Origin of the sequence: Planomicrobium okeanokoites, assembly GCF_003428875.1 — a bacterium.
Taxonomy (GTDB): domain Bacteria; phylum Bacillota; class Bacilli; order Bacillales_A; family Planococcaceae; genus Planococcus; species Planococcus okeanokoites.
Genome location: NZ_QQRS01000015.1, coordinates 1 through 23,884, shown reverse-complemented (window position 1 = coordinate 23,884; position 23,884 = coordinate 1). Strand labels below are relative to the sequence as shown.

Sequence of the window (23,884 nt, the reverse complement as noted above, 5' to 3'; positions counted from 1 at the left end):
TTGACAATTTGGGCATTTTGTAGTAAGGTTTATTTATAGTGAGGTGTAGACAAAATGCCCAAAACTTTGGCGGATATCAAGAAGTCGTTGGATTTGCATTTAGGGAAACGATTGCTGTTGAAAGCAAACGGAGGTCGCAAGAAAACGGTCGAACGTGCCGGAATCCTGCGCGAAACATATCACTCCGTGTTCGTAATTGAGTTAGATCAAGATGAACATGCATTTGAAAGAGTGTCCTACAGCTACGCGGACATCCTGACAGAAGCAGTGGAAATCACTGTGTATGAAGGAACAGAAGACGCTTTGGTCGTTAAATAATCGAACTATATCTATATTTTTTTGTAACCTATGCTTTGCCGGCTTCGGCAGTGTGTGGGTTTTTTGTTTGTTTAAAATGCCGCCTTTGAAGTTAAGTTGATTTTGAAAGTATTTTAGTATTGGGGCTAACCGGGTGCTTCCGCTTTTCGTTTCTTTCTTTTGCCAAAAACTCCCGAATCCTTTGGCATGTGTTAAAATAGTTTTCATCAGATTATAAAAGGAGACAGTGGAGATGCTCTATGTGAAGGCACCTGCCAAAATCAATTTAACATTAGATGTACTACATAAAAGACCGGACAATTACCATGAGGTCGAAATGATCATGACTACTGTGGATCTTGCAGACCGCATCGGGCTGATGGAAACCGAACGCGGCATCCACATAGAATCAGCCGATCGCTTTGTGCCGAATGATTCGCGCAATCTTGCCTATCAGGCAGCGAAACTATTAAAAGATACCTATCATATTAAATCAGGTGTCATCATCAAACTCGATAAGCAGATTCCGGTAGCTGCCGGACTGGCAGGTGGAAGCAGCGACGCAGCCGCTACACTGAAAGGCTTGAATAAGCTATGGAAGCTGAATCTTTCATTGGATGAGCTGGCGGAACTGGGCACGAAAATTGGGTCAGACGTTGCTTTCTGTGTCTACGGGGGGACGGCGCTCGCAAAAGGCCGGGGTGAAATCATCCAGCAGCTTCCGACACCGCCGAATTGCTGGGTCATTCTTGCCAAGCCGACAATCGGTGTTTCGACTGCTGAAGTCTACGGTGCCTTCGATGTCAATAAAGCGGAGCACCCGAATACCGGAAAGATGATCGAAGCGATTGAAAATAAAGATTATGACGGAGTTTGTGCGAATTTAGGCAATGCGCTGGAAAGCGTCACATTATCCTTGTATCCCGAAGTGGCACAGATTAAAGACCAGATGAAAAAGTTCGGTGCAGATGCAGTGCTTATGAGCGGCAGCGGTCCGACTGTCTTCGGGTTGGTGCAGCAGGAAGCGCGGATTCCGCGCATCTATAATGGTCTGCGCGGCTTCTGTGCGGAGGTATATGCGGTCAGATTAGTCGGCGAACGGGACCCACTTGCTTAAAGACGGATAATTATGGTAAGTTTTCTATAAATCATTCGTGTTCAGGAGAGTGGAAAATGAAGTGGAAACGCAGTGAACGTTTAGTAGACATGACGCATTACTTATTGGAGCATCCACATAAATTGATTCCGCTGACGTATTTTTCCGATTTATATCAATCGGCTAAGTCGTCCATCAGTGAAGATCTGGGAATCGTAAAAGAAACGTTTGAACAAAAAGGCATCGGTTTATTGGCTACAGTGCCGGGAGCTGCAGGGGGAGTGAAATATATTCCGAAACTGCGGGAACCGGAAATCAGAGCCATCATGCAGGAATTGATCAGCGAATTGAGCCATTCTGAGCGGCTTTTGCCTGGCGGTTATTTGTATATGACTGATGTGCTGGGCAATCCAGACATCATGAACCGCGTCGGCAAAGTGTTTGCCTCGGCGTTTGCCCATGAGAAAATCGACGTCATCATGACAGTGGCGACCAAAGGCATCCCGATTGCACATGCCATTGCACGCCATCTGAATGTGCCGGTCGTTATCGTGCGCAGGGACAGCAAAGTCACCGAAGGTTCCACTGTCAGCATCAATTATGTATCGGGTTCATCCCGGCGCATCCAGACGATGGTGTTATCGAAGCGCAGCATGAAGAGCGGCCAGCGTGTGCTGATCACCGATGATTTCATGAAGGTCGGCGGCACGATGAACGGCATGAAGAATCTTCTTGAAGAATTCGAATGCACGCTTGCTGGAGTGGCAGTTCTTGTGGAAGCGGAACATAAAGATGAACAATTGGTTGAAAAGTATTTATCGCTTGTTAAATTGCGCGAAGTCAGCGAAAAAGAACGTAAGATTGAATTGCAAGAAGGAAACTATTTCTCAGATGGAGGTTATTGATTATGAAATATGTAGCAACTGATCAGGCAGCGGCCGCAATCGGCCCATATTCACAAGGTGTGGTGTCAGGCGACATGTTCTATAGTTCGGGACAGATTCCATTGACGCCTGCTGGCGAGATTGCCGGGGATGCGATCGGCGAACAGACGCATCAGGTCTTTGCCAATTTGAAAGCGGTTTTGGCAGAAGCAGGTTCTTCACTGGATAACGTTATCAAAACAACTGTTTTCATCAAGGACATGAATGATTTTGCTGCACTGAATGAAATTTATGCTTCTTATTTCGGCGACCATAAACCAGCACGCTCAACAGTCGAAGTGGCCCGTTTGCCAAAAGATGTGAAAGTGGAAATAGAAGTTATTGCGAAAGTTAAGTAAGGAAATGAAGCTGCCTTTTACAGGCAGTTTTATTTTTTTATCATAAAAACAAAATATTCTAATAAATTTTGTAATTTTTGAAGGAGATTAGTCCTTAATAGCGAATACCATAAAAAGCTCCAAAAATAACATCTTAGGGGAGAGGTGATGAGAATGGAAGTAACTGATGTGAGGTTGAGACGGGTTCAGACGGATGGCCGTATGAGAGCAATCGCTTCCATCACCCTGGACAACGAGTTTGTTGTACATGATATTCGGGTGATTGATGGAAATGACGGCTTGTTCGTAGCGATGCCCAGTAAGCGGACTCCGGATGGCGAATTCAGAGATATAGCGCATCCGATTAACTCAGGTACTCGAAGTAAGCTTCAGCAAGCTGTGTTGGCTGCTTATGAACAAAGTGAGAATGATCCCGTGTTTGAAGAAGCGGGCGTATGAATTTAACAGACAGAAGAGCCTGAAGCAGAATGCAGGCTCTTTTTATTATGAAGAGAAAATGGCTGGTCTTTATGCGGTAGGCGTGGGCAATGTATTCTTACGCGGTGCTTCAGAGTTTAAGGGGTGCCATCGCTTTTCTGTGTCCAGACTCCAACGGCCAACTCCTCGAGTCATAAGCCACTCCGGCTGTGCGGCTGAAAACATGCCGCTTCGCCGGATCGTCTTATGCTTGTCGGAGCTTATCGGCCGTTTCCGCTTTTCTTTTCACACTGCCACGAACCTTGAAAAATCAAGGTTTTTCCGATATAGTTAAGAAAAGCCGAATCATTGGTGCAGCTTACGCTATTGTAAATTGCATTTTTACGTCTGTGCTTTTTTACAACAGACCCATGGGTTTGCAGTGGGGGAATAAGTCATTGGAGCGGAAAGCCGAAGGGCAAAAGCTTCTTAATAGAGAGAAAATGCATGCGCTTGTTCACAGCAGGCCGCTGCAAAAAGTATGCCGTAACGGCTTTTTTTTGCGCTCAGACGCGGACGCGTTGCGGAATAGATAATAATTGAACAAAATCTTATGGACGGAGGATGGATACATGACGAGTACATATGCAGTAATACTTGCGGCCGGACAAGGCACGCGAATGAAATCGAAATTGTATAAAGTTTTGCATCCGGTTTGCGGCATGCCAATGGTTGAGCATGTAACCGGAAACGTTTCACAGCTGGGTGTTGAGAAAATCGTTACGATTGTCGGACACGGAGCTGAAAAAGTACGGGAGCAGCTGGGCGACAGCAGCGAATACGCATTGCAGGAAGAGCAATTGGGTACAGCACACGCTGTGCAGCAGGCAGCTTCATTGATTGAAGGCAAACCGGGGACGACTTTGGTTGTTTGCGGAGATACGCCGTTGATACGTGCTGAAACGATGCAGTCACTTCTGGATCATCATAAAGAGACAGAAGCTAAAGCGACTATTCTTACAGCAATCGCCGGCAATCCGGCTGGCTATGGCCGCATCATCCGTGATGGCAATGGCCAGGTTTCAAAAATCGTGGAGCAAAAAGATGCTTCACAAGATGAACAGCTAGTCAAAGAGATCAACACAGGCACATACTGCTTTGACAACGAAGCATTATTTGAAGCGCTGAAACTGGTTTCAAATGATAACGTCCAAGGTGAATATTACCTGCCGGATGTTATCGAAATCCTTCAGAAGCAAAGTGAAATTGTCGCTGCTTATGCTACAGACAGCTTTGATGAGACGCTTGGTGTCAACGACCGTGTGGCACTCAGCCAGGCGGAAGGCATCATGCGTGCGCGCATCGCTGAAAAACATATGCGTAACGGTGTTTCCATCATCGATCCGGCTTCCACTTATATCAGTGCAGAAGCTGAAATCGGGGCTGACACGGTCCTTTATCCGAACGTCATCATCGAAGGGCGTACGGTCATCGGGGAAGATTGCTTCATTTCATCCAACAGCCGTATCGTTTCAAGCACGATCGGTGACCGGACAGAAATCCGTTCTTCAGAAATCTACAACAGCTCGATCGGCACGGATACAACTGTTGGTCCATTTGCGCACGTCCGTCCGGAGAGCAATCTTGGCAATAAAGTCAAAATCGGCAATTTTGTCGAAGTGAAAAAAGCTGCACTTGGCAATGGCAGTAAAATTTCACACCTGAGCTATATCGGCGACGCGGAAGTGGGAACAAACGTCAATATCGGCTGCGGTACCATTACAGTCAATTACGACGGTAAAAATAAACATGTCACGAAAATTGAAGATGATTCGTTCATCGGGTGCAATTCAAATCTTATTGCGCCGGTAACAATCGGCAAAGGTTCTTATGTTGCGGCAGGCTCGACAATTTCCAAAGACGTGCCGAATGACGCGCTGGCGATTGCGCGTGCCCGCCAGGAAAACAAAGATGGTTATGCTTCAAAATTAAACGTGAAAAAATAGGAGGTACACCTTAATGGGTTATCAAAATGCAGACAGTAAACTGAAAATCTTTTCATTGAATTCGAATAGGGAATTAGCGGAAGAAATTGCTGAAAATGTAGGCATTCCGCTAGGAAAGAGTTCGGTTACACACTTCAGTGACGGAGAAATCCAGATCAACATCGAAGAAAGTATTCGCGGCTATGATGTCTTCATCGTCCAATCCACTTCACAGCCTGTCAATGAGAACCTGATGGAGCTGCTGATCATGATTGATGCGGTCAAACGTGCTTCAGCACGGACTGTCAACGTAGTCATTCCTTATTACGGCTATGCCCGCCAGGACCGTAAAGCGCGTTCGCGTGAGCCGATTACGGCAAAACTGGTAGCGAATCTTTTGGAGACAGCCGGAGCTACACGTGTGGTTGTACTGGATCTGCATGCGCCTCAAATCCAAGGCTTCTTTGATATTTTGATCGACCATTTAGTAGCAGTACCTCTTATCTCGGAATATTTCCTGAATGAAAGCGGCATCGACCTTGAAAATGTCATCGTCGTTTCACCTGACCACGGTGGTGTGACACGTGCGCGTAAAATGGCGGATCGCCTGAAAGCGCCGATTGCCATCATCGATAAACGCCGTCCGCGTCCGAATGTAGCGGAAGTCATGAATATCGTCGGTAATGTAGAAGGCAAAACAGCCATCATCATCGATGACATCATCGACACGGCCGGCACAATTTCAATTGCTGCCAGTGCATTGATTGAAAGCGGAGCGAAAGAAGTTTACGCGTGCTGTACGCACCCGGTACTATCTGGCCCGGCTATTCAGCGCATCGATGATTCTGTCATCAAGAAATTGATCATCACGAATTCAATCGCTTTGCCTGAAGAGAAGAAATCCCCGAAAATCAAGCAATTGTCGGTAGCTAAATTATTGGCTGAAACAATCGTGCGTGTGCACGAACAGAAATCAGTCAGCACGTTATTCGACTGAGTATAAATTCCTTTCTCACCCTCCAAGGTTTGATGATAAATGTTTAAGGGTATCCACTAACTACGAACATTTATAAAACTTGGAGGGTGAAATGTATATGGCTACAAAAATGAAAGCACAAAAAAGAGAAAGCGGTACACCGCATTCATCGTTAACAGAATTAAGAGGTAAAGGTGATGTACCGGGAATCGTCTACGGCTATCAGGCTGAATCGACTCCGCTGACAGTTTCTGAGATAGATCTGATCAAGACTTTGCGTGAATCTGGAAGAAACGGCGTCATCAATCTTGAACTGGATGGCAAAACGTTCAATGTCGTAATGAGCGACTATCAAATGGACGCTTTAAAAGGCAACTTCAAACACGTGGATTTCCTGGCAATCAATATGTCTGATGAACTTGAAGTCGCGGCGGCTGTCCATACTGTCGGTGAAGCTGCTGGTGAAAAAGAAGGCGGCATCGTCAACCAGCCGAACCGTGAAGTCCATATCAAAGTCAAGCCATCGGATATTCCGGATGCGCTTGAAGTGGATGTAAGCAAACTTGAAATCGGTGATCACATCTCAGTCGGTGATATCCGTGATACTGTATCATATGAAATCCTCGATGAAGATGATTTCCTATTGGTTTCAGTGACTGCACCTCGTACACAGGAAGAAATGGATGAGCTTGAAGAAACTCCTGAAACTGAAGGCGCTGAGCCGGAAGTGGTCGGAAGTGACGAAGAATCCGATTCTGACGAAGATAAAGAAGCTTAAAATTTAACAGAAGAAAACAGGGACTGTCTTCTGGCAGTCCCTGTTTTTTCATTAATAAGAGTATGTGGTAAAATAGACAGCAGTGAAAAGCAAAGGACGAGTTGCGATGAAATTGATTATTGGCCTGGGCAATCCAGGCAAAACATATGAACAGACCCGCCATAATATCGGTTTCCATGTAATCGATCATCTGGCTTCTAAATGGAATGCCCCGCTGACACAGGCGAAATTCAAGGGCATGTATTCGGTCATCCACCGCCCCGAAGGCAAAGTGGTGTTGCTGAAGCCCTTGACGTACATGAATTTATCGGGTGAAAGCGTCAGTGCCCTGATGGATTATTACGATATTGATATTGATGATATCATTGTCATCTATGATGATCTGGACTTGCCGACAGGGCAATTGAGGCTGCGCCAGAAAGGAAGCGCTGGAGGGCATAACGGCATCAAGTCCTTGATTCAGCATCTAGGCACCCAGAATTTCAATCGGATCCGCATCGGCATCAGCCGCCCGCCTGCAGGAATGAAAGTGCCGGATTATGTCTTATCCAGATTTTCGAAAGAGGAAAGCGCGGATATGGCAGAAGCGGTCCAAAAATCAGCTGAAGCCTGTGAATTTTGGCTGGGCAAACCGTTCATAGAAGTCATGACTAAATACAATGGAGCATAGATTCGCTTTGGCGCATAACGCGTTCAGAGCTTTTTTCTGTTTCCCGGGAAAGGAGGAATCTTCATGAATCATATTTTAGAAGCTTTTTCAGAGGATTCACACGTACAAAAGTTAATTGCCGATTTGAAGAAAGGGCAGGATCAGCAGCTCGTTTCAGGGTTATCGGGGAGCGGGCGTACTTTCTTCTACCGTACTCTCTACGGTGAGCTTGAAGAACCGATGCTGATCGTAACACCGAACCTTTTGCATGCGCAGCGCGTCTATGATGACTTGGTGAAGCTGTTGGGCGAAGAACTGGTCCATTTATATCCGGCAGAAGAACTGATTGCGGCGGATGTCTCTTTTTCAGGTCCGGAGCTTCGCGCTCACCGGATTGATACACTGGATCATATGGCGAATACCGGTAAAGGCATCTACATTACGCCAGTAGCCGGCATGCGGAAATTACTGCCTTCGAGAAAACAATGGGATGCTTCTACTTTACGGGTGGAAGACGGAGAAGAGCTGGATGCTGACCAATGGCTTTTAAAGTTGGTGGCTATGGGCTATTCCCGTACTACAATGGTGACGGCACCTGGGGAATTTGCACTTCGCGGCGGCATCCTCGATGTCTATCCGCTGAACTTCGAACATCCGGTCCGTATTGAATTATTCGATACGGAAGTCGACTCTATCCGTATTTTTGACGCGGAAGACCAGCGCTCGCTGAAAAAAATCGCTTCGTTATGCATTCTTCCCGCCAACGAACTGGTGCTCGATAAAGCGCAAAGAAGCGCTTTGGCAGACCGTATTGAAGAACAATTAGCTTTTACATTGAAGAAAACAAAGGCTGACGATACGAAAGAGTTGTTGCTGCAGTACATTCAGCATGATATCGATATCCTCCGGCAAGGGGATATTCCAGACCAGGCAGCTAAATATGCCTCTCTTGTAGAAACCCAATCTGCTTCTTTAGCGGATTATTTCCCGGGAAATGGTTACGTATTTTTCGACGAACTGGGCCGTATCCAGGAAATGACGGAAACCCTGGAACGTGAAGAAGGGGAATGGATCGTCTCTTTATTGGAGGAAGGGAAATTCCTTCAAGGTGTCAATCTGTCCTATACGTTCCGTGAATTGATTGGCCAAATGAAACAAAAGGTCACTTACCTGTCTTTATTTGTGCGGACGTTCCCGATGGTTTCAGTCAAGAAATCGATTGCCTTCTCCAGTAAGCCGATGCAATCGTTCCATGGCCAGATGAATTTATTGAAAGCGGAAATGGAACGCTGGGTGATGGGGAAATTCCGTGTATTCGTCATAGCTGAAGGCGACGAAAGGCTGCGGAAGGTCCGTTCGGTGCTCGAAGATTACGGAATTGAAGCTGAAATTCTTACGGAGTCTACGGCAGTTCAGCCAGGCAAAGTGTATTTGGCGGACGGAGATCTGGCAAACGGCTTTGAAATGTCATTGCAGCGCTTTGCCGTCATTACCGATTCGGAATTGTTCAAACAGCAGCCGAAGAAAAAGACGCGTGCGCAGAAACTGACTAATGCTGAACGCATCAAAAGCTATTCAGAAATCAAACCGGGCGATTATATTGTCCATGTCCATCACGGAATCGGACGTTACGTCGGCATCGAGACCCTGGAAGTCAAAGGCGTCCATAAAGATTATCTCCATATCGTCTATAAAGCGGATGATAAATTATTCGTGCCGGTCGATCAGATTGATTTGATCCAGAAATACATCGCTTCCGAAGAAAAAGAGCCGAAGCTCCATAAAATGGGCGGCGCCGAGTGGAAGAAAACCCGTGCGAAAGTTTCCAAAGCGGTGCAGGACATTGCAGACGACCTGATCAAGCTTTATGCCGAGCGGGAAGCGCTGAAAGGCTATGCCTTCTCGAAAGAGCAGGATATGCAGCGGCAATTTGAATCGGAGTTCCCTTACGACGAAACTGTCGACCAGCTTCGTTCAATCAATGAAGTCAAAAAGGATATGGAAAAAGAACGGCCGATGGACAGGCTGATTTGCGGAGATGTCGGCTACGGCAAAACGGAAGTCGCCATACGCGCCGCCTTTAAAGCGGTACTGGATGGCAAACAAGTGGCTTTCCTGGTGCCGACGACGATTCTGGCTCAGCAGCATTTTGATACGATGAGTGAACGCTTTAAGGATTATCCGATCGAAGTGGGCCTTATGAGCCGTTTCCGTTCGAAAAAGCAACAGGCGGAAACCGTTAAAGGCCTGAAGAACGGTTCTGTGGATGTTGTAGTGGGAACCCACCGGATCCTCTCGAAAGACATGCATTATAAAGATTTGGGGTTATTGATCATTGATGAAGAACAGCGCTTCGGCGTCACCCATAAAGAGAAGATCAAACAGATGAAGACCAATGTCGATGTGCTGACTTTGACGGCGACACCGATTCCGCGGACGCTTCATATGTCGATGATCGGCGTGCGCGATCTGTCTGTCATCGAAACGCCGCCGGCAAACCGTTTTCCGGTCCAAAGCTATGTAATGGAGCAGAACGGTGCTCTCGTGCGGGAAGCGATCGAACGCGAAATGGCACGCGGCGGACAGGCGTTTTATTTATACAACCGGGTTGACGATATGACACGGAAAGTGGAAGAGCTCCAGCAATTGGTGCCGGAGGCCCGTATCGGCTATGCCCACGGGCAGATGTCCGAAACCGAGCTTGAATCGATCATCCTCGGTTTCCTGGACGGCGATTACGATGTATTGGTGACGACGACGATCATTGAAACAGGCATCGATATCCCGAACGTCAACACGCTGATTGTAGAAAACGCGGACCGCATGGGCTTGTCCCAGCTCTATCAGCTGCGGGGGCGTGTAGGCCGTTCAAGCCGTGTTGCCTATGCTTACTTCATGTATCAGCGCGATAAAGTGCTGACGGACGTGGCGGAAAAGCGCCTCATGGCAATCAAGGAATTCACTGAGCTCGGCTCCGGCTTTAAAATCGCCATGCGTGATTTGACGATCCGCGGAGCAGGGAACCTGTTGGGCTCCCAGCAGCATGGCTTTATCGACTCGGTAGGCTTCGATCTTTATTCCCAAATGCTGGAAGAAGCGATTGAAGAACGCCAGAGCGGCGTCAAAAAAGAGCCGGTGCAGGAAATCGAAATTTCGCTGGATGTCGACGCCTATATACCGGATTCCTATATCAGCGACGGCTACCAGAAGATCCAGATGTACAAACGGGTCAAAGGCATAGACGAAGCTGAGGAAGTCGCAGAACTGCAGGATGAACTGATCGACCGTTTCGGCGACATGCCGCTTGAAACCGACCGTCTCCTGCGCATCGCCCTGATGAAAGTGTGGGGACGCCAGGTGGGCGTTGAATCGATCAAGCAAAACGGCAAGATCATTTCCATCAAACTAAGCGAACAAGGCACGGCAGCCGTCAATGGCGGCAAGCTCGTCGAAGAATCGGCAGCTTACGGCCGCGCAGTCGGCTTCAGCATGGCGGGCCAGCAGCTTGTTATGGCGATCGATGAAAATAAAACCGCCAAACACCATCCTTTCGATGTCTTGGAGGGGATGATGAAATTATTGCCGGAATCTCTCCGGGAAGTGGAAACGACTAATTAATTCGAACATGGAATGGGTGAATCCGGTGAACACAGAAGGTACGATGAAAACATTTATGAAAGGTGCGGTCCTTTTGACGCTGGCCGGCCTGATCGTGAAAATACTCAGTGCCGTGTACCGGGTGCCATTCCAGAATATGGTCGGAGATCAAGGTTTCTATATTTACCAGCAGGTTTATCCGTTTATTGCCGTCTTCGGCATTTGGACTTCCTACGGATTTGCGGTAGCCGTCTCCAAAATGCTGGCGGATTCTAAGCAAGATGAACACCGCGCCATTATCAGAATCGCTTTTTGGATGATTGCCAGCATCTCTTTGGTCATATTCGCGGCCCTCTTTCTGGGCGCGGATCTACTGGCGGCATGGATGGGTGATACGCGGTTAAGCGCATTATTGAAAACCGGTTCATTTGCTGTTTTGCTGATGGCACCGCTGGCGGTGATGAAAGGCCATTTCCAGGCAGGCAGCCGGATGCAGCCGGTCGCATATGCGCAGGTCATCGAGCAGGCAATCCGGGTAACTGTCATATTGCTTGGTACCTGGTTTGTAGTAATAAACGGCTTTTCACTCTACGCCGCGGGACAGACGGCGATGTTCGGTGCAGTTGCAGGAGAACTCGCGGCAGTGGGCCTGCTGATTTATTACTTCAATAAGTTTGCGATCAACCAGCCGCAGCACGTACCGGCCGAATTATGGCCAACTGTTAAAAAGATGCTGGCGATCAGTTTAAGCGTCAGCATGAGTTCATTGATCCTGCTGATTTTTCAGATGGCAGATTCCTTCACTGTCTTTCGTCTGCTTGAAGCCAGCGGAATTGGAACACTCCAGGCAATGGAGCTAAAAGGCATCTATGACCGCGGCCAGCCGCTTGCCCAGTTCGGGCTGCTCGTGGCAACGTCATTGGCCCTGTCGATTGTGCCGCTTGTCGCTCAGATGCAGCGTAAGGAAAATGGACGGTCAGCGGAGCTATACGCTAAACTGGCGTACCGTATTTCATTGTTATTCGCCATAGCGGCCGCGGCGGGACTGACGTTTGTCATGCCTTATGTCAATGAAATGCTGTTTCAGACAAGGGAACAATCAGCCGCGCTTATCGTTTTCAGCTGGCAGATAGTCTGGATGTCGCTGCTGCTCATCCTTACTGCTTTGCTTTACGGCATCGGTAAAGTAAGGGTACCGGCGCTATTCATGGCGGGCGGTTTGGCGATAAAAGTCATCGGCAACTGGCTGCTCGTTCCTATGTATGGAGTAATGGGGGCAGCTATAGCAGGAAACGCGGGCTTGGCATTTATCGTTTGCGGCTTGGTGGTTTATTTTAAAAATCAATGGCCGCTGCGCTTTGCGCCTTTACGTTTCTATAGTTGGATCTTCATTGCTTCAGCTGCAATGGGGGCTGCAGTGCTCGGCTGGGCCGTCTTCGCTGATTGGTCATTATTCGATGCGTTGCCGAGCCGCTTAGCGGCGGCCGCAACAGCGCTGACAGCAGTGCCCCTCGGGGCTGCTGTGTTCCTCGTAATAATTGCGAAAAGCCGCATCATTACGGAAAAGCAATGGTATATCATGCCGTTCGGCCGAAAGATGGCCAAGCTGCAATTAGCGATCAATTCAAAGAGAAAAGGTGATAGACGATGAATACAATCCATATCATCGGACTCGGCGCTGGCGATCTCGACCAGCTGCCGCTCGGTGTCTATAAAAAGTTAAAAAAAACTGAGCGCTTGTATGTGCGGACGGCAGACCATCCCGTGCTCACTGAATTGGCGCAGGAGGGTCTGGTCTATAACAGCTTTGATGAAATATACGAGAAACATGATGAATTCGCGCCGGTCTATCAGGAAATTGCGGATACGCTGCTCCAGCTGTCCGAAGAAGGACCAGTCGTTTACGCGGTTCCGGGCCATCCTCTTGTTGCAGAACAAACTGTGCAGCATCTGATCCAAGCGGAGAAGGCGGGCAAATGCCAATTATTGATTGAAGGCGGCAGCAGTTTTCTCGATTCAATATTCGGCGCCCTCCGCATCGACCCGATCGACGGCTTCCAATTGGTCGACGGCACCATAATGGAAAGAGACCGGCTGAATATGGATCAGCATATTCTTATCGCCCAGATATATGACACTTTCAGTGCTTCGGAAGCGAAATTGACGCTGATGGAGAAATATCCGGATGATTATCCGGTAACGATTGTGACGGCGGCCGGATCGGCGCAGGAAAAATTGCAGACGGTGCCGTTGCATGAACTGGACCATGCCGCGGAAATCGATAATCTGACGACCGTTTATGTACCACCGACAGCTGACCAGCAGGAACGGCTGAAGGAATGGCAGACTTTCCGCTCGGTCATCGCGAAACTGCGGAGTCCGGAAGGCTGTCCGTGGGACCGTGAGCAGACACATGAAAGTCTGAGGCCGTATCTATTGGAAGAAGCGCATGAACTTTTGCAGGCGATTGAGGAACAGGACGATGATGCCATTGCCGAAGAACTGGGCGATGTTTTATTGCAGATCTTTCTTCATGCACAAATCGGACAGGACAACGGTTATTTCCAGCTGGAAGATGTGCTTGAATCGATCAGCGCTAAAATGATCCGCCGCCATCCGCATGTTTTCAGCGATGTTGAAGTTGATGGCTCAGATGAAGTCGTCAGCAATTGGCAGGCAATCAAAGCGCAGGAAAAACCGGCAGCTGATTCTTTGCTTGAGGGCCAGGAGCGCTTCAGTTCTTCACTTACGACTTCTTATAATTACCAGAAGAAAGCAGCGAAGGTTGGTTTTACCTGGTCGGATGCCGAAGGTGCCTGGGAGAAGTTCGAAGAAGAGCTGCAGGAATTCCGTAATGAGCTGGCGAATGGTTCAAAAGAGGATCAGCTGGATGAACTGGGGGACCTCTTGTTTACACTCGTGAACATCGCGAGATTTTATGACCTGTCGCCGGAGCAGGCGATGGTGCAGGCCAACCGCAAATTCCGCAGCCGCTTCGGTTTTGTTGAGAAGAAAGTGGAAGAAGGCACCGGCAATTTCAGCGATTACACATTGGAACAGCTTGATGAGTTTTGGAATAAAGCCAAATTATTGGCAAGAAAGGGAGAATAATTATGCGCCTCGATAAATTCCTGAAAGTTTCCCGGCTGATCAAACGCCGGACATTGGCCAAGCAAGTGGCAGACCAGGGCCGCATCACGATAAATGGCAATAAAGCCAAAGCGAGCTCAGTCATCAAAGAGAACGATGAGCTGCAAATCCGTTTTGGCCAAAAAGTCGTAACGGTACGGGTGGATATGCTGAAAGAAAATGTCCGCAAAGAAGAGACGGCCAATATGTATACGATTTTAAAAGAGGAAAAACTGGATAAGATCGAACCTGAGTTCATCGATGACGAAGCGTGAGCCTTTGAAAAGCGATTTTATTTTTTAGAAACGAAAAAAACCCTTATAAAAGTAAGGGTTTTCAGGTATAATGGCAACAACGTAAGCAAAGGGGGAAACAAGTCATGAGTTTGAAGAGAGAAAAACCCACCGCTGCGCCGGAAGTCGCTTCAATACGGAATGACTATGTCCGCTCAGTGGAACGGAAAGAAAAAAGACAGCTGGCGCATAAAGTGCGGCTGTTCAGAAGACTCGCTGTCTTCGGGCTGATTGTGTTGCTGGCGACCATTTGGATCGGCACGACCATTTATGCCCAATCCCAGACAATTGCTGAAAAAGAGCAATTGCGGGAAGAAGCCCAGATTTCACTTAAGGAAGTCAAAAAAGAGCAGGCTCAACTGGAAGAGCAGATTATCCTGTTGAATGATGATGAATATTTGGCGAAACTGGCTAAGAAAGAACTGTTCGTTTCTGAACAGGGCGAAATAATTTTCACCTTACCGGAAAAGTGAAGAAAAAACGTGTTTAAAAGAGTCGTCAGTTGACACTCTTTTTTTCATGGTTATAATAAAAAGTAGGGATAAAACCCTAGGATATTAACTTTATGGCTTTTGGTAGCCATCTTAATTTTTAAGGAGGAGCATTTTTTTTATGTCGATTGAAGTAGGCAGCAAGTTAGAAGGTAAAGTTACAGGTATTACAAATTTTGGAGCGTTCGTTCAGCTTCCAACTGGTGCAACAGGCCTCGTGCATATAAGTGAAGTCGCCGACAACTATGTTAAAGACATCAATGATCATTTAAAAGTTGGGGAAATGGTTGAAGTTAAAGTAATGAATGTGGAAGCTGACGGCAAAATCGGCCTTTCCATTCGCAAAGCAAAACCACAGCCAGCTGGCGCAACAGATCGTCCACAACGCCCACGTCCAAGCAACCGTTCGTTTGACCGCGCGCCTAAAGAGAACTTTGAAACAAAAATGGCGAAGTTCCTGAAGGACAGCGAAGAGAATATGACGACGTTGAAGCGCGCTACAGAATCCAAACGTGGCGGCCGAGGTGCAAGAAGAGGCTAACTTGCTAGCTGTTTTAATGGCATGGAAAAATGCTTCAGCGCAGCTGAACCATATTGATGATGGAACGCTTCTCAAATCGGGAAGCGTTTTTTTATAACAAATTTTTTCTGCTGCCGCATGATGAATCGTCACTGAAAAAGCAAAATGCGGGCTTTTTCAGAATCGAAGGCATAAAAAATAAGCGTCCCCGCGAAAGGGACGCTTATTTCTATAAGATGGCGGCAGAGGGGATCGAACCCCCGACCTCACGGGTATGAACCGTACGCTCTAGCCAGCTGAGCTACGCCGCCATGTTGAAACGGACATTTCATATCATACTATCGAAACCGCAACAAGTCAATCACGTTTTACAAAAAACTTTATTGCAATAAAATAAATGATCGCATCATAAAAGAGGGAGGCGAACAGAGATGAAGAGTTTCCATGAACAGATGGCCGATTATGCAGCGAGGCATAAACTTCTGGAAGCAGGAGACCATGTCCTTCTCGGCTGTTCAGGCGGCATCGATTCGATGGTATTGCTGCATTATTTGAAAACGCGCGAGGCATCGCTGGGAATCACTGTCGAAGCTGTCCATGTCAACCACATGCTGCGCGCCGATGAATCCATCCAAGACCGGCTGTTTACAGAAGCTGTCTGCCGCCAATGGCATATCCCTTGCCACAGCCGGGACATTCCCATCCCTTCCATTCTTGAAACTGCAGGCGGCAATAAACAGCAAGTCTGCCGCCAGGAACGCTACAGCTATTTTGAGGAAGTGATGGAACAGACCGGAGCGACGAAGTTCGCCACAGCCCATCATGCAGACGACCAGCTCGAAACGATCCTGATGTCGGGTCTGCGGGGGACGCTGCAATCCGGCTCGTTCGGGATGCCATCGAGCCGTCCGTTCGGAAACGGCCAGCTTGTGCGTCCTCAATTGGCAGTGACGAAACAGGAGATCGCCATTTACGCAAAAGAAAATGAGATTCCCTTCAGAGAAGACCCAAGCAACGCCGAAAACATCTATACCCGGAACAGAATCCGAAAAAATGTAGTCCCCGAATTAAAGAAGGAAAACGCTGACGTATCGAAACAGTTTGTGGAACTATCTGAAAGCCTGCAGGAAGATCAGAATTTCCTTATGGAAATGGCCCAGGAAAAATTGGATTTGCTGGTTGCCGCAAAAAATCAGGAAATTTCGTTGTCAGCCGAAAGATTCAGATCCTATGCATCTGCTTTACAAAAAAGAATGGTTCTACTACTATTAAACTATCTATATGGCGGCGAGCAAGTAAATGTCACAAGACAACTTGCCGACCAAGTGCAGGGGATGATGCAGAGTTCTTCTGGCACCGTTTTTTTGCATTTGCCGCAAAATTATATGATGATTCGTCAATATGATTATGTTTTATTCAGTCGCCGAGACTTGGAAGCGGCTCCTGCAGAATTCAATTCACCGATTACCGGTGAATGGTCAGGAGCCGTGAATAACTTTCGTTATAAACTGATTTCTATGCAGCATTTCGAAGAACAGGAAGATGCTGTTGCATGGTATTTCTCGGAAACTGCCGAGCCGCAGCTGAAGATTCGCAGCAGGCTCCCGGGAGACCGGATCCAATTGCCGGGTATGGGAAATTCCAAGAAAGTAGCCAGGCTGATGATCGATGAGAAGGTTCCCGCTCCTTTGCGGAAGGGATGGCCCGTCATCACAGACAGCAATGGCGAAGTTTTACTGGTGTCGGGTTTGCGCCCGTCACTGCATATCAGCCGTTTCCCGCGCCAGCAGGATAACTGGGTGCTTATGGAACAAAAATGTGAAGATCGCGAAAGCGAATTATAGGAGGCCCACTTATGTTACAGAAAGACATCGAAGAAATCTTGATCTCTGAGGAAAGATTACAGGAAAAAGCACGTGAACTCGGAGAAACCTTAACAAATGATTACAAGGATAAATATCCTTTGGCAATCGGCGTATTAAAAGGTGCTATGCCTTTTATGGGCGATTTGATGAAACGTTTTGACGGCTATGTGGAAATGGATTTCATGGATGTTTCCAGCTACGGCAACGCAACTGTTTCTTCAGGCGAAGTCAAAATCATCAAAGATCTTAATGCCAGTGTGGAAGGGCGTGATCTGCTGATCATCGAAGATATCATCGACAGCGGGCTGACGCTCAGCTATTTGGTGGACCTCTTCAAATACCGGAAAGCGAATTCGATCAAGATCGTTACGCTTCTTGACAAGCCATCCGGCCGTAAAGTGGATTTGAAAGCGGATTACATCGGCTTTGAAGTGCCTGATGCATTCGTTGTCGGATACGGCCTTGATTTTGCAGAAAAATACCGCAACCTGCCTTATATCGGGATTCTCAAGCCAGAGGTTTACAGCGAAGAACAGGAATAGACATAAGTAGTTCACATGATGCCGATTTAGCCCGTCAGGCGAGTGCTTATCGTTGTATGCTTAAATGTTCCTATGTTAGTATTTAGTATAGTTTTGGGAAACTTTGTGAGGAGGCTCGGGATGAATCGAATATTTCGATACACCATATTTTATTTACTGATTTTCCTAGTTATCATCGGTATTCTGGGGACATTTAATAATAGTGGACAACCTACTGAAGAATTAGGATACGACGAATTTTTGCAGGCATTGGAAAATGAAGAAATCCAGGAAGTCACGATACAGCCTACATCCATGGTTTATGAAGTTACAGGTTCATTGAACGATTACAATGAAGACCAGACGTTTGTAACGAATATTCCGTTGGAAAATGAAGCTTTAATGAATCAAATCGATGAAATTGCGCGAGCTGACGGTGCTGAAATCAAGTACCTTGAAGCTCCTCAGACAAGCGGTTGGGTTCAGTTCTTCACTGGCATCATTCCCTTCATCATCATCTTCATCCTTTTCTTCTTCTTGCTAAACCAGTCACAAGGCGGCGGAGGCGGCCGTGTGATGAACTTCGGCAAAAGTAAAGCGAAGCTGTATGACGATCAGAAGCAGAAAGTGCGCTTCAATGATGTAGCGGGAGCGGACGAAGAGAAACAGGAATTGGTCGAAGTGGTCGACTTCCTGAAAGATCCACGCAGATTCGCCGATATCGGCGCGCGTATACCGAAAGGGATTTTGTTGGTCGGACCTCCGGGTACCGGTAAAACATTGCTGGCCCGTGCGGTTGCAGGAGAAGCAGGAACGCCGTTCTTCTCGATCAGTGGTTCTGATTTCGTGGAAATGTTCGTAGGGGTCGGGGCATCCCGTGTCCGTGACCTGTTCGAAAACGCCAAGAAAAACGCACCTTGTATCATCTTCATTGATGAGATTGATGCGGTCGGACGCCAGCGTGGTGCAGGCCTCGGCGGCGGACATGACGAACGTGAACAGACATTGAACCAGCTATTGGTTGAAATGGATGGTTTCGGCGCTAACGAAGGAATCATCATTATTGCTGCAACTAACCGTCCGGATATCCTGGATCCGGCACTTCTGCGCCCTGGCCGTTTCGACCGCCAGATCACAGTTGGCCGTCCGGATGTTAAAGGACGCGAAGAAGTATTGAAAGTCCATGCGCGCAACAAGCCGCTTGATGAGAGCGTGGACATGAAAGCTATCGCTCAGCGGACGCCAGGTTTCTCTGGTGCCGATCTGGAGAATTTATTGAACGAGGCAGCACTTGTTGCAGCCCGCCGCAATAAACTCAAAATTGATATGTCCGATATCGATGAAGCTACGGACCGTGTAATTGCGGGACCAGCTAAAAAGAATCGCGTCATCTCGAAAAAAGAACGCAATATCGTCGCTTACCATGAATCAGGCCATACGGTCATCGGTTTGGTACTCGATGATGCGGATATTGTTCATAAAGTGACCATTGTTCCTCGCGGACAAGCAGGCGGATACGCGGTAATGCTTCCACGTGAAGACCGTTACTTCATGACGAAACCGGAGTTGCTTGATAAGATTGCCGGATTGCTTGGCGGACGTGTCGCCGAGGATCTGACATTCGGTGAAGTATCGACCGGCGCCCATAATGATTTCCAGCGTGCAACGGCAATCGCCCGCAGCATGGTTACGGAATACGGCATGAGCGACAAGATCGGACCGATCCAATTCGGTCAGGCGCAAGGCGGAAACGTCTTCCTTGGGCGCGATTTTAATTCAGAACAGAATTATTCAGATGCCATCGCATTTGAAATTGACCAGGAAATCCAACGCATCATCAAAGAGCAATACATTCGCACAAAAGAGATTCTTACCGACAACAAAGAACTTCTTGAATTGCTTGCGCAGACATTGCTTGAAGTTGAAACTTTGGATGCTGCTCAAATTCAGCATCTGAAAGAACATGGTAGTTTGCCGGAGCGTTCATATGAAGCGCTGAACGGCGAGTATGAAGACAAAAACGTCGATCTGGAAAAAGACGCGGAAATTCCTGACGTAACAGGAGCACCAAGCGATCCTTCAGCTGGAGATCTTCCGAGTGAAGAGCCATCCACTGGAGAAGTGAAAGATCCGATCCGGGAAGACCGTAAGTAATAAGCTGAAAGCTGGCGTCCGATTCCATTAGGGAATAGGCGCCAGCTTTTTTTCTTTCCTATGAAACTATGGTATGATATTTTGGAAAATTGCAGATAAATGGGGACCGCGAAATGATTCTAGTAATGGATATCGGCAACAGCAATATCGCTATAGGTATTTATGATCGGGATACACTGATTCATCACTGGCGCATGGAAACAGCCCGACATAAAACGGAAGATGAATATGGCATGAAGATCAAAGCCTTTCTGCAGGACGCCGGATTGGAATTCAAGAATATCAAAGGCATTATCATGTCATCGGTAGTTCCGCCGATCATGTTTTCATTAGAACGCATGGCTTTGAAATATTTTGATATTAAACCATTGATTGTAGGCCCAGGATTGAAAACCGGTTTGAACATTAAATACGATAATCCGCGTGAAGTAGGCGCAGACCGGATCGTGAATGCGGTGGCAGCCATCCATGAATACGGCGGCCCGCTCATTATTGCCGATTTCGGTACGGCGACAACCTATTGCTATATCAATGAAGCCCATCAATACATGGGGGGAGCCATTGCGCCGGGAATCGGCATTTCAACGGAAGCGCTCTACAGCCGGGCGGCAAAATTGCCGCGTATTGAAATTGCCCGTCCGGACAGTGTCGTTGGAAAAAATACGGTCTCTGCTATGCAAGCCGGCATCGTCTATGGTTTTGTCGGCCAGGCGGAAGGCATCATCGCACGAATGAAAAACCAAAGTGTTGAAAAGCCGATGGTCGTTGCGACTGGAGGAATGGCAAACTTGATAGCGTCGGAATCAAAGCTCATCGATAAAGTGGAACCATTTTTAACATTAAAAGGACTCTACCTGATTTATAAGCGCAATGAAGCATAACAAGAGAGGGCGATTGGAATGGCAGATTATTTAGTGCGGGGACTGGGCTTTGGCGGCAGTGTCCGGGCATTTGCGGTGGACAGCACCGAAACAGTGGGGGAAGCACAAAAGAGGCATATGATGTGGCCGACTGCTACAGCGGCAGTAGGTCGCTTAATGACAGGCGGCGTTATGTTCGGCGCAATGCTGAAGGGCGATGACAAAGTCGTTTTGAAAATTGATGGTGGCGGACCTCTGGGTGCAATTCTTGTGGACAGCAACGCCCGTGGCGGAGTGCGGGGCTACCCCCAAAATCCCCAGACTCATCTCGATCTCAGTTCTGCCGGCAAATTGGACGTTGGCGGAGCAGTCGGCAAAGACGGCATGCTTTCAGTAATCAAAGACCTTGGCATGCGCGATTTTTTCACGGGGCAGAGTCCAATTGTATCAGGTGAAATTGCCGAAGACCTGATTTATTATTTTGCTGTATCTGAACAGATTCCTTCTTCAGTGGGCCTTGGCGTGCTGGTGGATACGGACAACTCCGTTCTGGCCGCCGGCGGTTTTATTGTACAAATCATGCCGGATGCGGAAGAAGGGGCGATTTCCAGGCTCGAAGAACGTCTGGCCCAAATCGATCCTGTTTCAACAATGATCAAACGCGGCTTAAGCCCTGAAGATATTCTGAAAGAAATTTTTGGTGAAGGCAATATTGAAATTCTGGATTCAATACCGGTGAAGTTTGAATGCAATTGCTCCAAAGAACGCTTTGCGGAAGGAATTATCAGTTTGGGGAAAGAAGAAATCCAAAGAATGATTGAAGAAGACGGCTCAGCTGAAACGCAATGCCATTTCTGTCTGGAAACCTACAGTTACTCAAAAGAAGAATTGGAAGCGATGATCGATGAGCTACAATCGTGACCATGGTCGCCCTGGCACATCACCGGGTGAAGCGGGCAGACCGAGAAGAAGATTAAAAACAAAACCATTGATGTACCTGTTGCTGATTTTATTCGCAGGAAATCTATTATGGTTTATCGCCTGGCTGATACCGGACAATCCGGGGGGAAATGAAGAAGTGGCTTCTGTCAGCGGCAAAGAAATCACCCGACAGGAATGGATGGCGGCAATGGAAGAACAGCATGGACGCGAAACACTCCTTGAACTCGTCAACCTCCAAGTGATGGAAACGGCGGCAAAGGAGTACGGCATCAAAGTAAGTGACAAAGAAGTGGACCTGGAGCTGGCGATGATGCGATCAGCGCGTGACGGCAGTGAAAAAACGCTCTATTCTGCTGATGAGGAGCGGATGCGTGAAAAAGTGAAGTCACAATTGATTCTTGAAAAAGTGCTGACGAAAGATGTCGTCATTAAAGAAGCTGCCATAGAAACCTTCTATCAGGACAACCAGGCTCTTTACGATATCCCGGACTCTTACAGAACGCGGATGATTGTGCTGCAGTCAACGGAAGAAGCGCAGGGTGTAATTGAAGAACTTGAAAACGGCTCTTCGTTCGAAGCCCTGGCGCGGGAACGTTCGATCGATACAGCAACCGGCAGCCTCGGCGGTGATATCGGCTATGTGGTCCCTGGCCAATCCACTATCGACGCGGCGGTAACGAATGCTGTCGCTTCCGTGGAAACGGATAAATGGTCGGAACCGCTGACGATGGCGGATGGCCGGGTGGCTGTAATAACAGTAACCGACAAGGCGCAAGGCCAGACATTTACATACAAAGATGTGGAAAGCCATATCAGCCGTGAGCTGGCTTTGGAGCAATTGCCGCAATCCGTGACTCCGGAAGCATTCTGGCAGGAGTTCGACACCGAATGGTTCTACGGCGAATAAATTCAAAAGCCAATCCAGCTGTTTGACATTGAGGGATAAACATTGATACGATGAACCCATGAAATGCCGATTAAACTACTAGGGATTAGGAGTGTTGAATAATGGCTCGTATTGCAAATGATATTACAGGATTGATTGGGCAAACGCCTATCGTCAAGTTAAATCGTATGACTGGTGCAGAGGATGCGGAAGTCTACTTGAAATTGGAGTATTTCAACCCGGGCAGCAGTGTGAAAGACCGCATTGCGCTGTCCATGATCGAAGCGGCTGAAAAATCCGGAGATTTAAAAGAAGGCGATGTTATCATCGAACCGACAAGCGGTAATACTGGTATCGGCCTGGCAATGATTGCGGCAGCTAAAGGCTATAAAGCGGTTTTGGTTATGCCGGATACGATGAGCATGGAACGCCGCAACCTTCTTCGTGCTTATGGAGCGGAACTTATTCTGACTCCAGGAGCGGAAGGGATGAACGGCGCGATCAAGATGGCCGAACAGCAAGCAACTGAAAACAATTGGTTCATGCCGCAGCAATTCAATAACGAAGCAAATCCGGAAGTTCACCGTCTGACTACGGGTCCTGAAATCGTGGAAGCGATGGGCGATCAGCTGGATGCCTTTGTTTCAGGTATCGGAACAGGCGGAACGATCACAGGAGCCGGACAAGTATTGAAAGAGAAATACCCTGATATTCTTATTGCAGCAGTGGAGCCATCCGATTCACCAGTTCTATCGGGCGGCAAACCAGGGCCGCATAAAATCCAGGGAATTGGAGCAGGTTTTGTTCCGAAAGTATTGAATACAGAGATTTACGATGAAGTAATTCAGGTGTCCAATGACCAGTCCTACGAAACGGCGCGTAAAGTTGCTCGTGAAGAAGGTATTCTGGGCGGCGTTTCTTCAGGTGCCGCAGTCTATGCAGCCCTTCAACTGGCGAAACGCCTCGGAAAAGGCAAGAAAGTGCTGGCAGTTCTTCCATCCAACGGCGAACGCTACCTCAGCACTCCGTTATACCAATTCGAAGAAAATAACTGATAAAATGAGGGGTATGCTGACGCATGCCTCTTTTTTTGGTGTGCCAGGCATGGCAACTATCTAGGTGGTGAAAGTCCACTGTGGGGGTACACATCGACCAACCACTAAGGAA

The 23,884-nt window shown here is 47.7% G+C and carries 22 protein-coding genes and 1 tRNA gene; 22 read left to right on the top strand and 1 reads right to left on the bottom strand.

Translation table 11 applies throughout. The features are described from left to right. Positions 1-54 precede the first annotated feature (54 nt). From veg to D2910_RS15845, 15 genes are all read left to right on the top strand, one after another. Positions 55-318 carry a biofilm formation stimulator Veg gene (gene veg / locus D2910_RS15915; protein WP_071152415.1) on the top strand — a complete coding sequence of 88 codons (264 nt, stop codon included), beginning with the start codon at positions 55-57 and terminating at the stop codon, positions 316-318. Between the two features lie 232 nt (positions 319-550). Beyond that, positions 551-1,414: a 4-(cytidine 5'-diphospho)-2-C-methyl-D-erythritol kinase gene (gene ispE / locus D2910_RS15910; RefSeq protein WP_117314183.1), complete on the top strand. Its 864-nt coding sequence runs from the start codon at positions 551-553 to the stop codon at positions 1,412-1,414. A gap of 56 nt (positions 1,415-1,470) precedes the next feature. Further along, positions 1,471-2,298 (top strand): pur operon repressor, encoded by an 828-nt coding sequence (gene purR, locus D2910_RS15905; RefSeq protein WP_084242240.1) that lies wholly within the window; start codon positions 1,471-1,473, stop codon positions 2,296-2,298. Between the two features lie 2 nt (positions 2,299-2,300). Then, a complete protein-coding gene (locus D2910_RS15900; protein WP_084242239.1) occupies positions 2,301-2,675 on the top strand; it encodes a RidA family protein in 375 nt (124 codons plus the stop codon). A 153-nt stretch (positions 2,676-2,828) separates the two neighbouring features. After that, complete coding sequence (gene spoVG / locus D2910_RS15895) at positions 2,829-3,113, top strand: septation regulator SpoVG (protein ID WP_084242255.1); 285 nt, start codon at positions 2,829-2,831, stop codon at positions 3,111-3,113. 590 nt (positions 3,114-3,703) lie between these two features. Next, the gene (gene glmU, locus D2910_RS15890) at positions 3,704-5,077 is read left to right on the top strand and encodes a bifunctional UDP-N-acetylglucosamine diphosphorylase/glucosamine-1-phosphate N-acetyltransferase GlmU (protein ID WP_117314182.1); all 1,374 of its coding nucleotides are present in this window, start codon (positions 3,704-3,706) and stop codon (positions 5,075-5,077) included. A gap of 13 nt (positions 5,078-5,090) precedes the next feature. Continuing rightward, positions 5,091-6,053, top strand: a complete 963-nt coding sequence (locus D2910_RS15885; protein ID WP_084242236.1) for a ribose-phosphate diphosphokinase — start codon at positions 5,091-5,093, stop codon at positions 6,051-6,053. A 97-nt stretch (positions 6,054-6,150) separates the two neighbouring features. Next, positions 6,151-6,810 (top strand): 50S ribosomal protein L25/general stress protein Ctc, encoded by a 660-nt coding sequence (locus tag D2910_RS15880; protein WP_101803448.1) that lies wholly within the window; start codon positions 6,151-6,153, stop codon positions 6,808-6,810. A 106-nt stretch (positions 6,811-6,916) separates the two neighbouring features. After that, positions 6,917-7,480: an aminoacyl-tRNA hydrolase gene (gene pth, locus D2910_RS15875; protein ID WP_101803432.1), complete on the top strand. Its 564-nt coding sequence runs from the start codon at positions 6,917-6,919 to the stop codon at positions 7,478-7,480. 63 nt (positions 7,481-7,543) lie between these two features. Next, positions 7,544-11,077 carry a transcription-repair coupling factor gene (mfd, locus tag D2910_RS15870; RefSeq protein ID WP_117314181.1) on the top strand — a complete coding sequence of 1,178 codons (3,534 nt, stop codon included), beginning with the start codon at positions 7,544-7,546 and terminating at the stop codon, positions 11,075-11,077. A 25-nt stretch (positions 11,078-11,102) separates the two neighbouring features. After that, on the top strand, positions 11,103-12,707 hold the full coding sequence (locus D2910_RS15865; RefSeq protein WP_205854620.1) for a putative polysaccharide biosynthesis protein: 1,605 nt from the start codon (positions 11,103-11,105) through the stop codon (positions 12,705-12,707). After that, positions 12,704-14,167, top strand: coding sequence for a bifunctional methyltransferase/pyrophosphohydrolase YabN (gene yabN / locus D2910_RS15860; protein ID WP_117314179.1), 1,464 nt, complete (start codon positions 12,704-12,706; stop codon positions 14,165-14,167). The genes D2910_RS15865 and yabN overlap by 4 nt, the downstream gene beginning before the upstream one ends. A 2-nt stretch (positions 14,168-14,169) precedes the next feature. Next, positions 14,170-14,460 carry an RNA-binding S4 domain-containing protein gene (locus D2910_RS15855; protein WP_084242231.1) on the top strand — a complete coding sequence of 97 codons (291 nt, stop codon included), beginning with the start codon at positions 14,170-14,172 and terminating at the stop codon, positions 14,458-14,460. 104 nt (positions 14,461-14,564) lie between these two features. Next, a complete protein-coding gene (locus D2910_RS15850) occupies positions 14,565-14,951 on the top strand; it encodes an FtsB family cell division protein (RefSeq protein WP_084242230.1) in 387 nt (128 codons plus the stop codon). Positions 14,952-15,090: 139 nt separating this feature from the next. Continuing rightward, a complete protein-coding gene (locus D2910_RS15845) occupies positions 15,091-15,510 on the top strand; it encodes a S1 domain-containing RNA-binding protein (RefSeq protein ID WP_084242229.1) in 420 nt (139 codons plus the stop codon). 216 nt (positions 15,511-15,726) lie between these two features. Here the strand turns inward: D2910_RS15845 and D2910_RS15840 are convergent. After that, positions 15,727-15,800 (bottom strand) — tRNA-Met (locus D2910_RS15840). Positions 15,801-15,920: 120 nt separating this feature from the next. Here D2910_RS15840 and tilS point away from each other — a divergent pair. From tilS to cysK, 7 genes are all read left to right on the top strand, one after another. After that, a complete protein-coding gene (gene tilS / locus D2910_RS15835) occupies positions 15,921-17,333 on the top strand; it encodes a tRNA lysidine(34) synthetase TilS (RefSeq protein ID WP_117314178.1) in 1,413 nt (470 codons plus the stop codon). Positions 17,334-17,344: 11 nt separating this feature from the next. Further along, entirely contained in the window at positions 17,345-17,896 is a 552-nt protein-coding gene (gene hpt, locus D2910_RS15830) for a hypoxanthine phosphoribosyltransferase (protein WP_084242227.1), read from the top strand. 120 nt (positions 17,897-18,016) lie between these two features. Next, on the top strand, positions 18,017-20,029 hold the full coding sequence (ftsH, locus tag D2910_RS15825; RefSeq protein ID WP_117314177.1) for an ATP-dependent zinc metalloprotease FtsH: 2,013 nt from the start codon (positions 18,017-18,019) through the stop codon (positions 20,027-20,029). 113 nt (positions 20,030-20,142) lie between these two features. Continuing rightward, positions 20,143-20,910 carry a type III pantothenate kinase gene (locus tag D2910_RS15820; RefSeq protein ID WP_117314176.1) on the top strand — a complete coding sequence of 256 codons (768 nt, stop codon included), beginning with the start codon at positions 20,143-20,145 and terminating at the stop codon, positions 20,908-20,910. A gap of 18 nt (positions 20,911-20,928) precedes the next feature. Beyond that, on the top strand, positions 20,929-21,810 hold the full coding sequence (hslO, locus tag D2910_RS15815; protein ID WP_117314175.1) for an Hsp33 family molecular chaperone HslO: 882 nt from the start codon (positions 20,929-20,931) through the stop codon (positions 21,808-21,810). Continuing rightward, on the top strand, positions 21,794-22,738 hold the full coding sequence (locus D2910_RS15810; protein WP_117314174.1) for a peptidyl-prolyl cis-trans isomerase: 945 nt from the start codon (positions 21,794-21,796) through the stop codon (positions 22,736-22,738). Before hslO ends, D2910_RS15810 begins: the two co-directional genes overlap by 17 nt. A gap of 101 nt (positions 22,739-22,839) precedes the next feature. Then, positions 22,840-23,772, top strand: coding sequence for a cysteine synthase A (cysK, locus tag D2910_RS15805; RefSeq protein WP_117314173.1), 933 nt, complete (start codon positions 22,840-22,842; stop codon positions 23,770-23,772). The last annotated feature ends 112 nt before the right edge of the window (positions 23,773-23,884 follow it).

What these genes read in the sequence shown, in the direction of transcription:
- veg (WP_071152415.1), top strand. Translation starts at nt 55, where the DNA reads ATGCCCAAAACTTTGGCGGATATCAAGAAGTCGTTGGATTTGCATTTA.
- ispE (WP_117314183.1), top strand. Translation starts at nt 551, where the DNA reads ATGCTCTATGTGAAGGCACCTGCCAAAATCAATTTAACATTAGATGTA.
- purR (WP_084242240.1), top strand. Translation starts at nt 1,471, where the DNA reads ATGAAGTGGAAACGCAGTGAACGTTTAGTAGACATGACGCATTACTTA.
- D2910_RS15900 (WP_084242239.1), top strand. Translation starts at nt 2,301, where the DNA reads ATGAAATATGTAGCAACTGATCAGGCAGCGGCCGCAATCGGCCCATAT.
- spoVG (WP_084242255.1), top strand. Translation starts at nt 2,829, where the DNA reads ATGGAAGTAACTGATGTGAGGTTGAGACGGGTTCAGACGGATGGCCGT.
- glmU (WP_117314182.1), top strand. Translation starts at nt 3,704, where the DNA reads ATGACGAGTACATATGCAGTAATACTTGCGGCCGGACAAGGCACGCGA.
- D2910_RS15885 (WP_084242236.1), top strand. Translation starts at nt 5,091, where the DNA reads ATGGGTTATCAAAATGCAGACAGTAAACTGAAAATCTTTTCATTGAAT.
- D2910_RS15880 (WP_101803448.1), top strand. Translation starts at nt 6,151, where the DNA reads ATGGCTACAAAAATGAAAGCACAAAAAAGAGAAAGCGGTACACCGCAT.
- pth (WP_101803432.1), top strand. Translation starts at nt 6,917, where the DNA reads ATGAAATTGATTATTGGCCTGGGCAATCCAGGCAAAACATATGAACAG.
- mfd (WP_117314181.1), top strand. Translation starts at nt 7,544, where the DNA reads ATGAATCATATTTTAGAAGCTTTTTCAGAGGATTCACACGTACAAAAG.
- yabN (WP_117314179.1), top strand. Translation starts at nt 12,704, where the DNA reads ATGAATACAATCCATATCATCGGACTCGGCGCTGGCGATCTCGACCAG.
- D2910_RS15855 (WP_084242231.1), top strand. Translation starts at nt 14,170, where the DNA reads ATGCGCCTCGATAAATTCCTGAAAGTTTCCCGGCTGATCAAACGCCGG.
- D2910_RS15850 (WP_084242230.1), top strand. Translation starts at nt 14,565, where the DNA reads ATGAGTTTGAAGAGAGAAAAACCCACCGCTGCGCCGGAAGTCGCTTCA.
- D2910_RS15845 (WP_084242229.1), top strand. Translation starts at nt 15,091, where the DNA reads ATGTCGATTGAAGTAGGCAGCAAGTTAGAAGGTAAAGTTACAGGTATT.
- tilS (WP_117314178.1), top strand. Translation starts at nt 15,921, where the DNA reads ATGAAGAGTTTCCATGAACAGATGGCCGATTATGCAGCGAGGCATAAA.
- hpt (WP_084242227.1), top strand. Translation starts at nt 17,345, where the DNA reads ATGTTACAGAAAGACATCGAAGAAATCTTGATCTCTGAGGAAAGATTA.
- ftsH (WP_117314177.1), top strand. Translation starts at nt 18,017, where the DNA reads ATGAATCGAATATTTCGATACACCATATTTTATTTACTGATTTTCCTA.
- D2910_RS15820 (WP_117314176.1), top strand. Translation starts at nt 20,143, where the DNA reads ATGATTCTAGTAATGGATATCGGCAACAGCAATATCGCTATAGGTATT.
- hslO (WP_117314175.1), top strand. Translation starts at nt 20,929, where the DNA reads ATGGCAGATTATTTAGTGCGGGGACTGGGCTTTGGCGGCAGTGTCCGG.
- D2910_RS15810 (WP_117314174.1), top strand. Translation starts at nt 21,794, where the DNA reads ATGAGCTACAATCGTGACCATGGTCGCCCTGGCACATCACCGGGTGAA.
- cysK (WP_117314173.1), top strand. Translation starts at nt 22,840, where the DNA reads ATGGCTCGTATTGCAAATGATATTACAGGATTGATTGGGCAAACGCCT.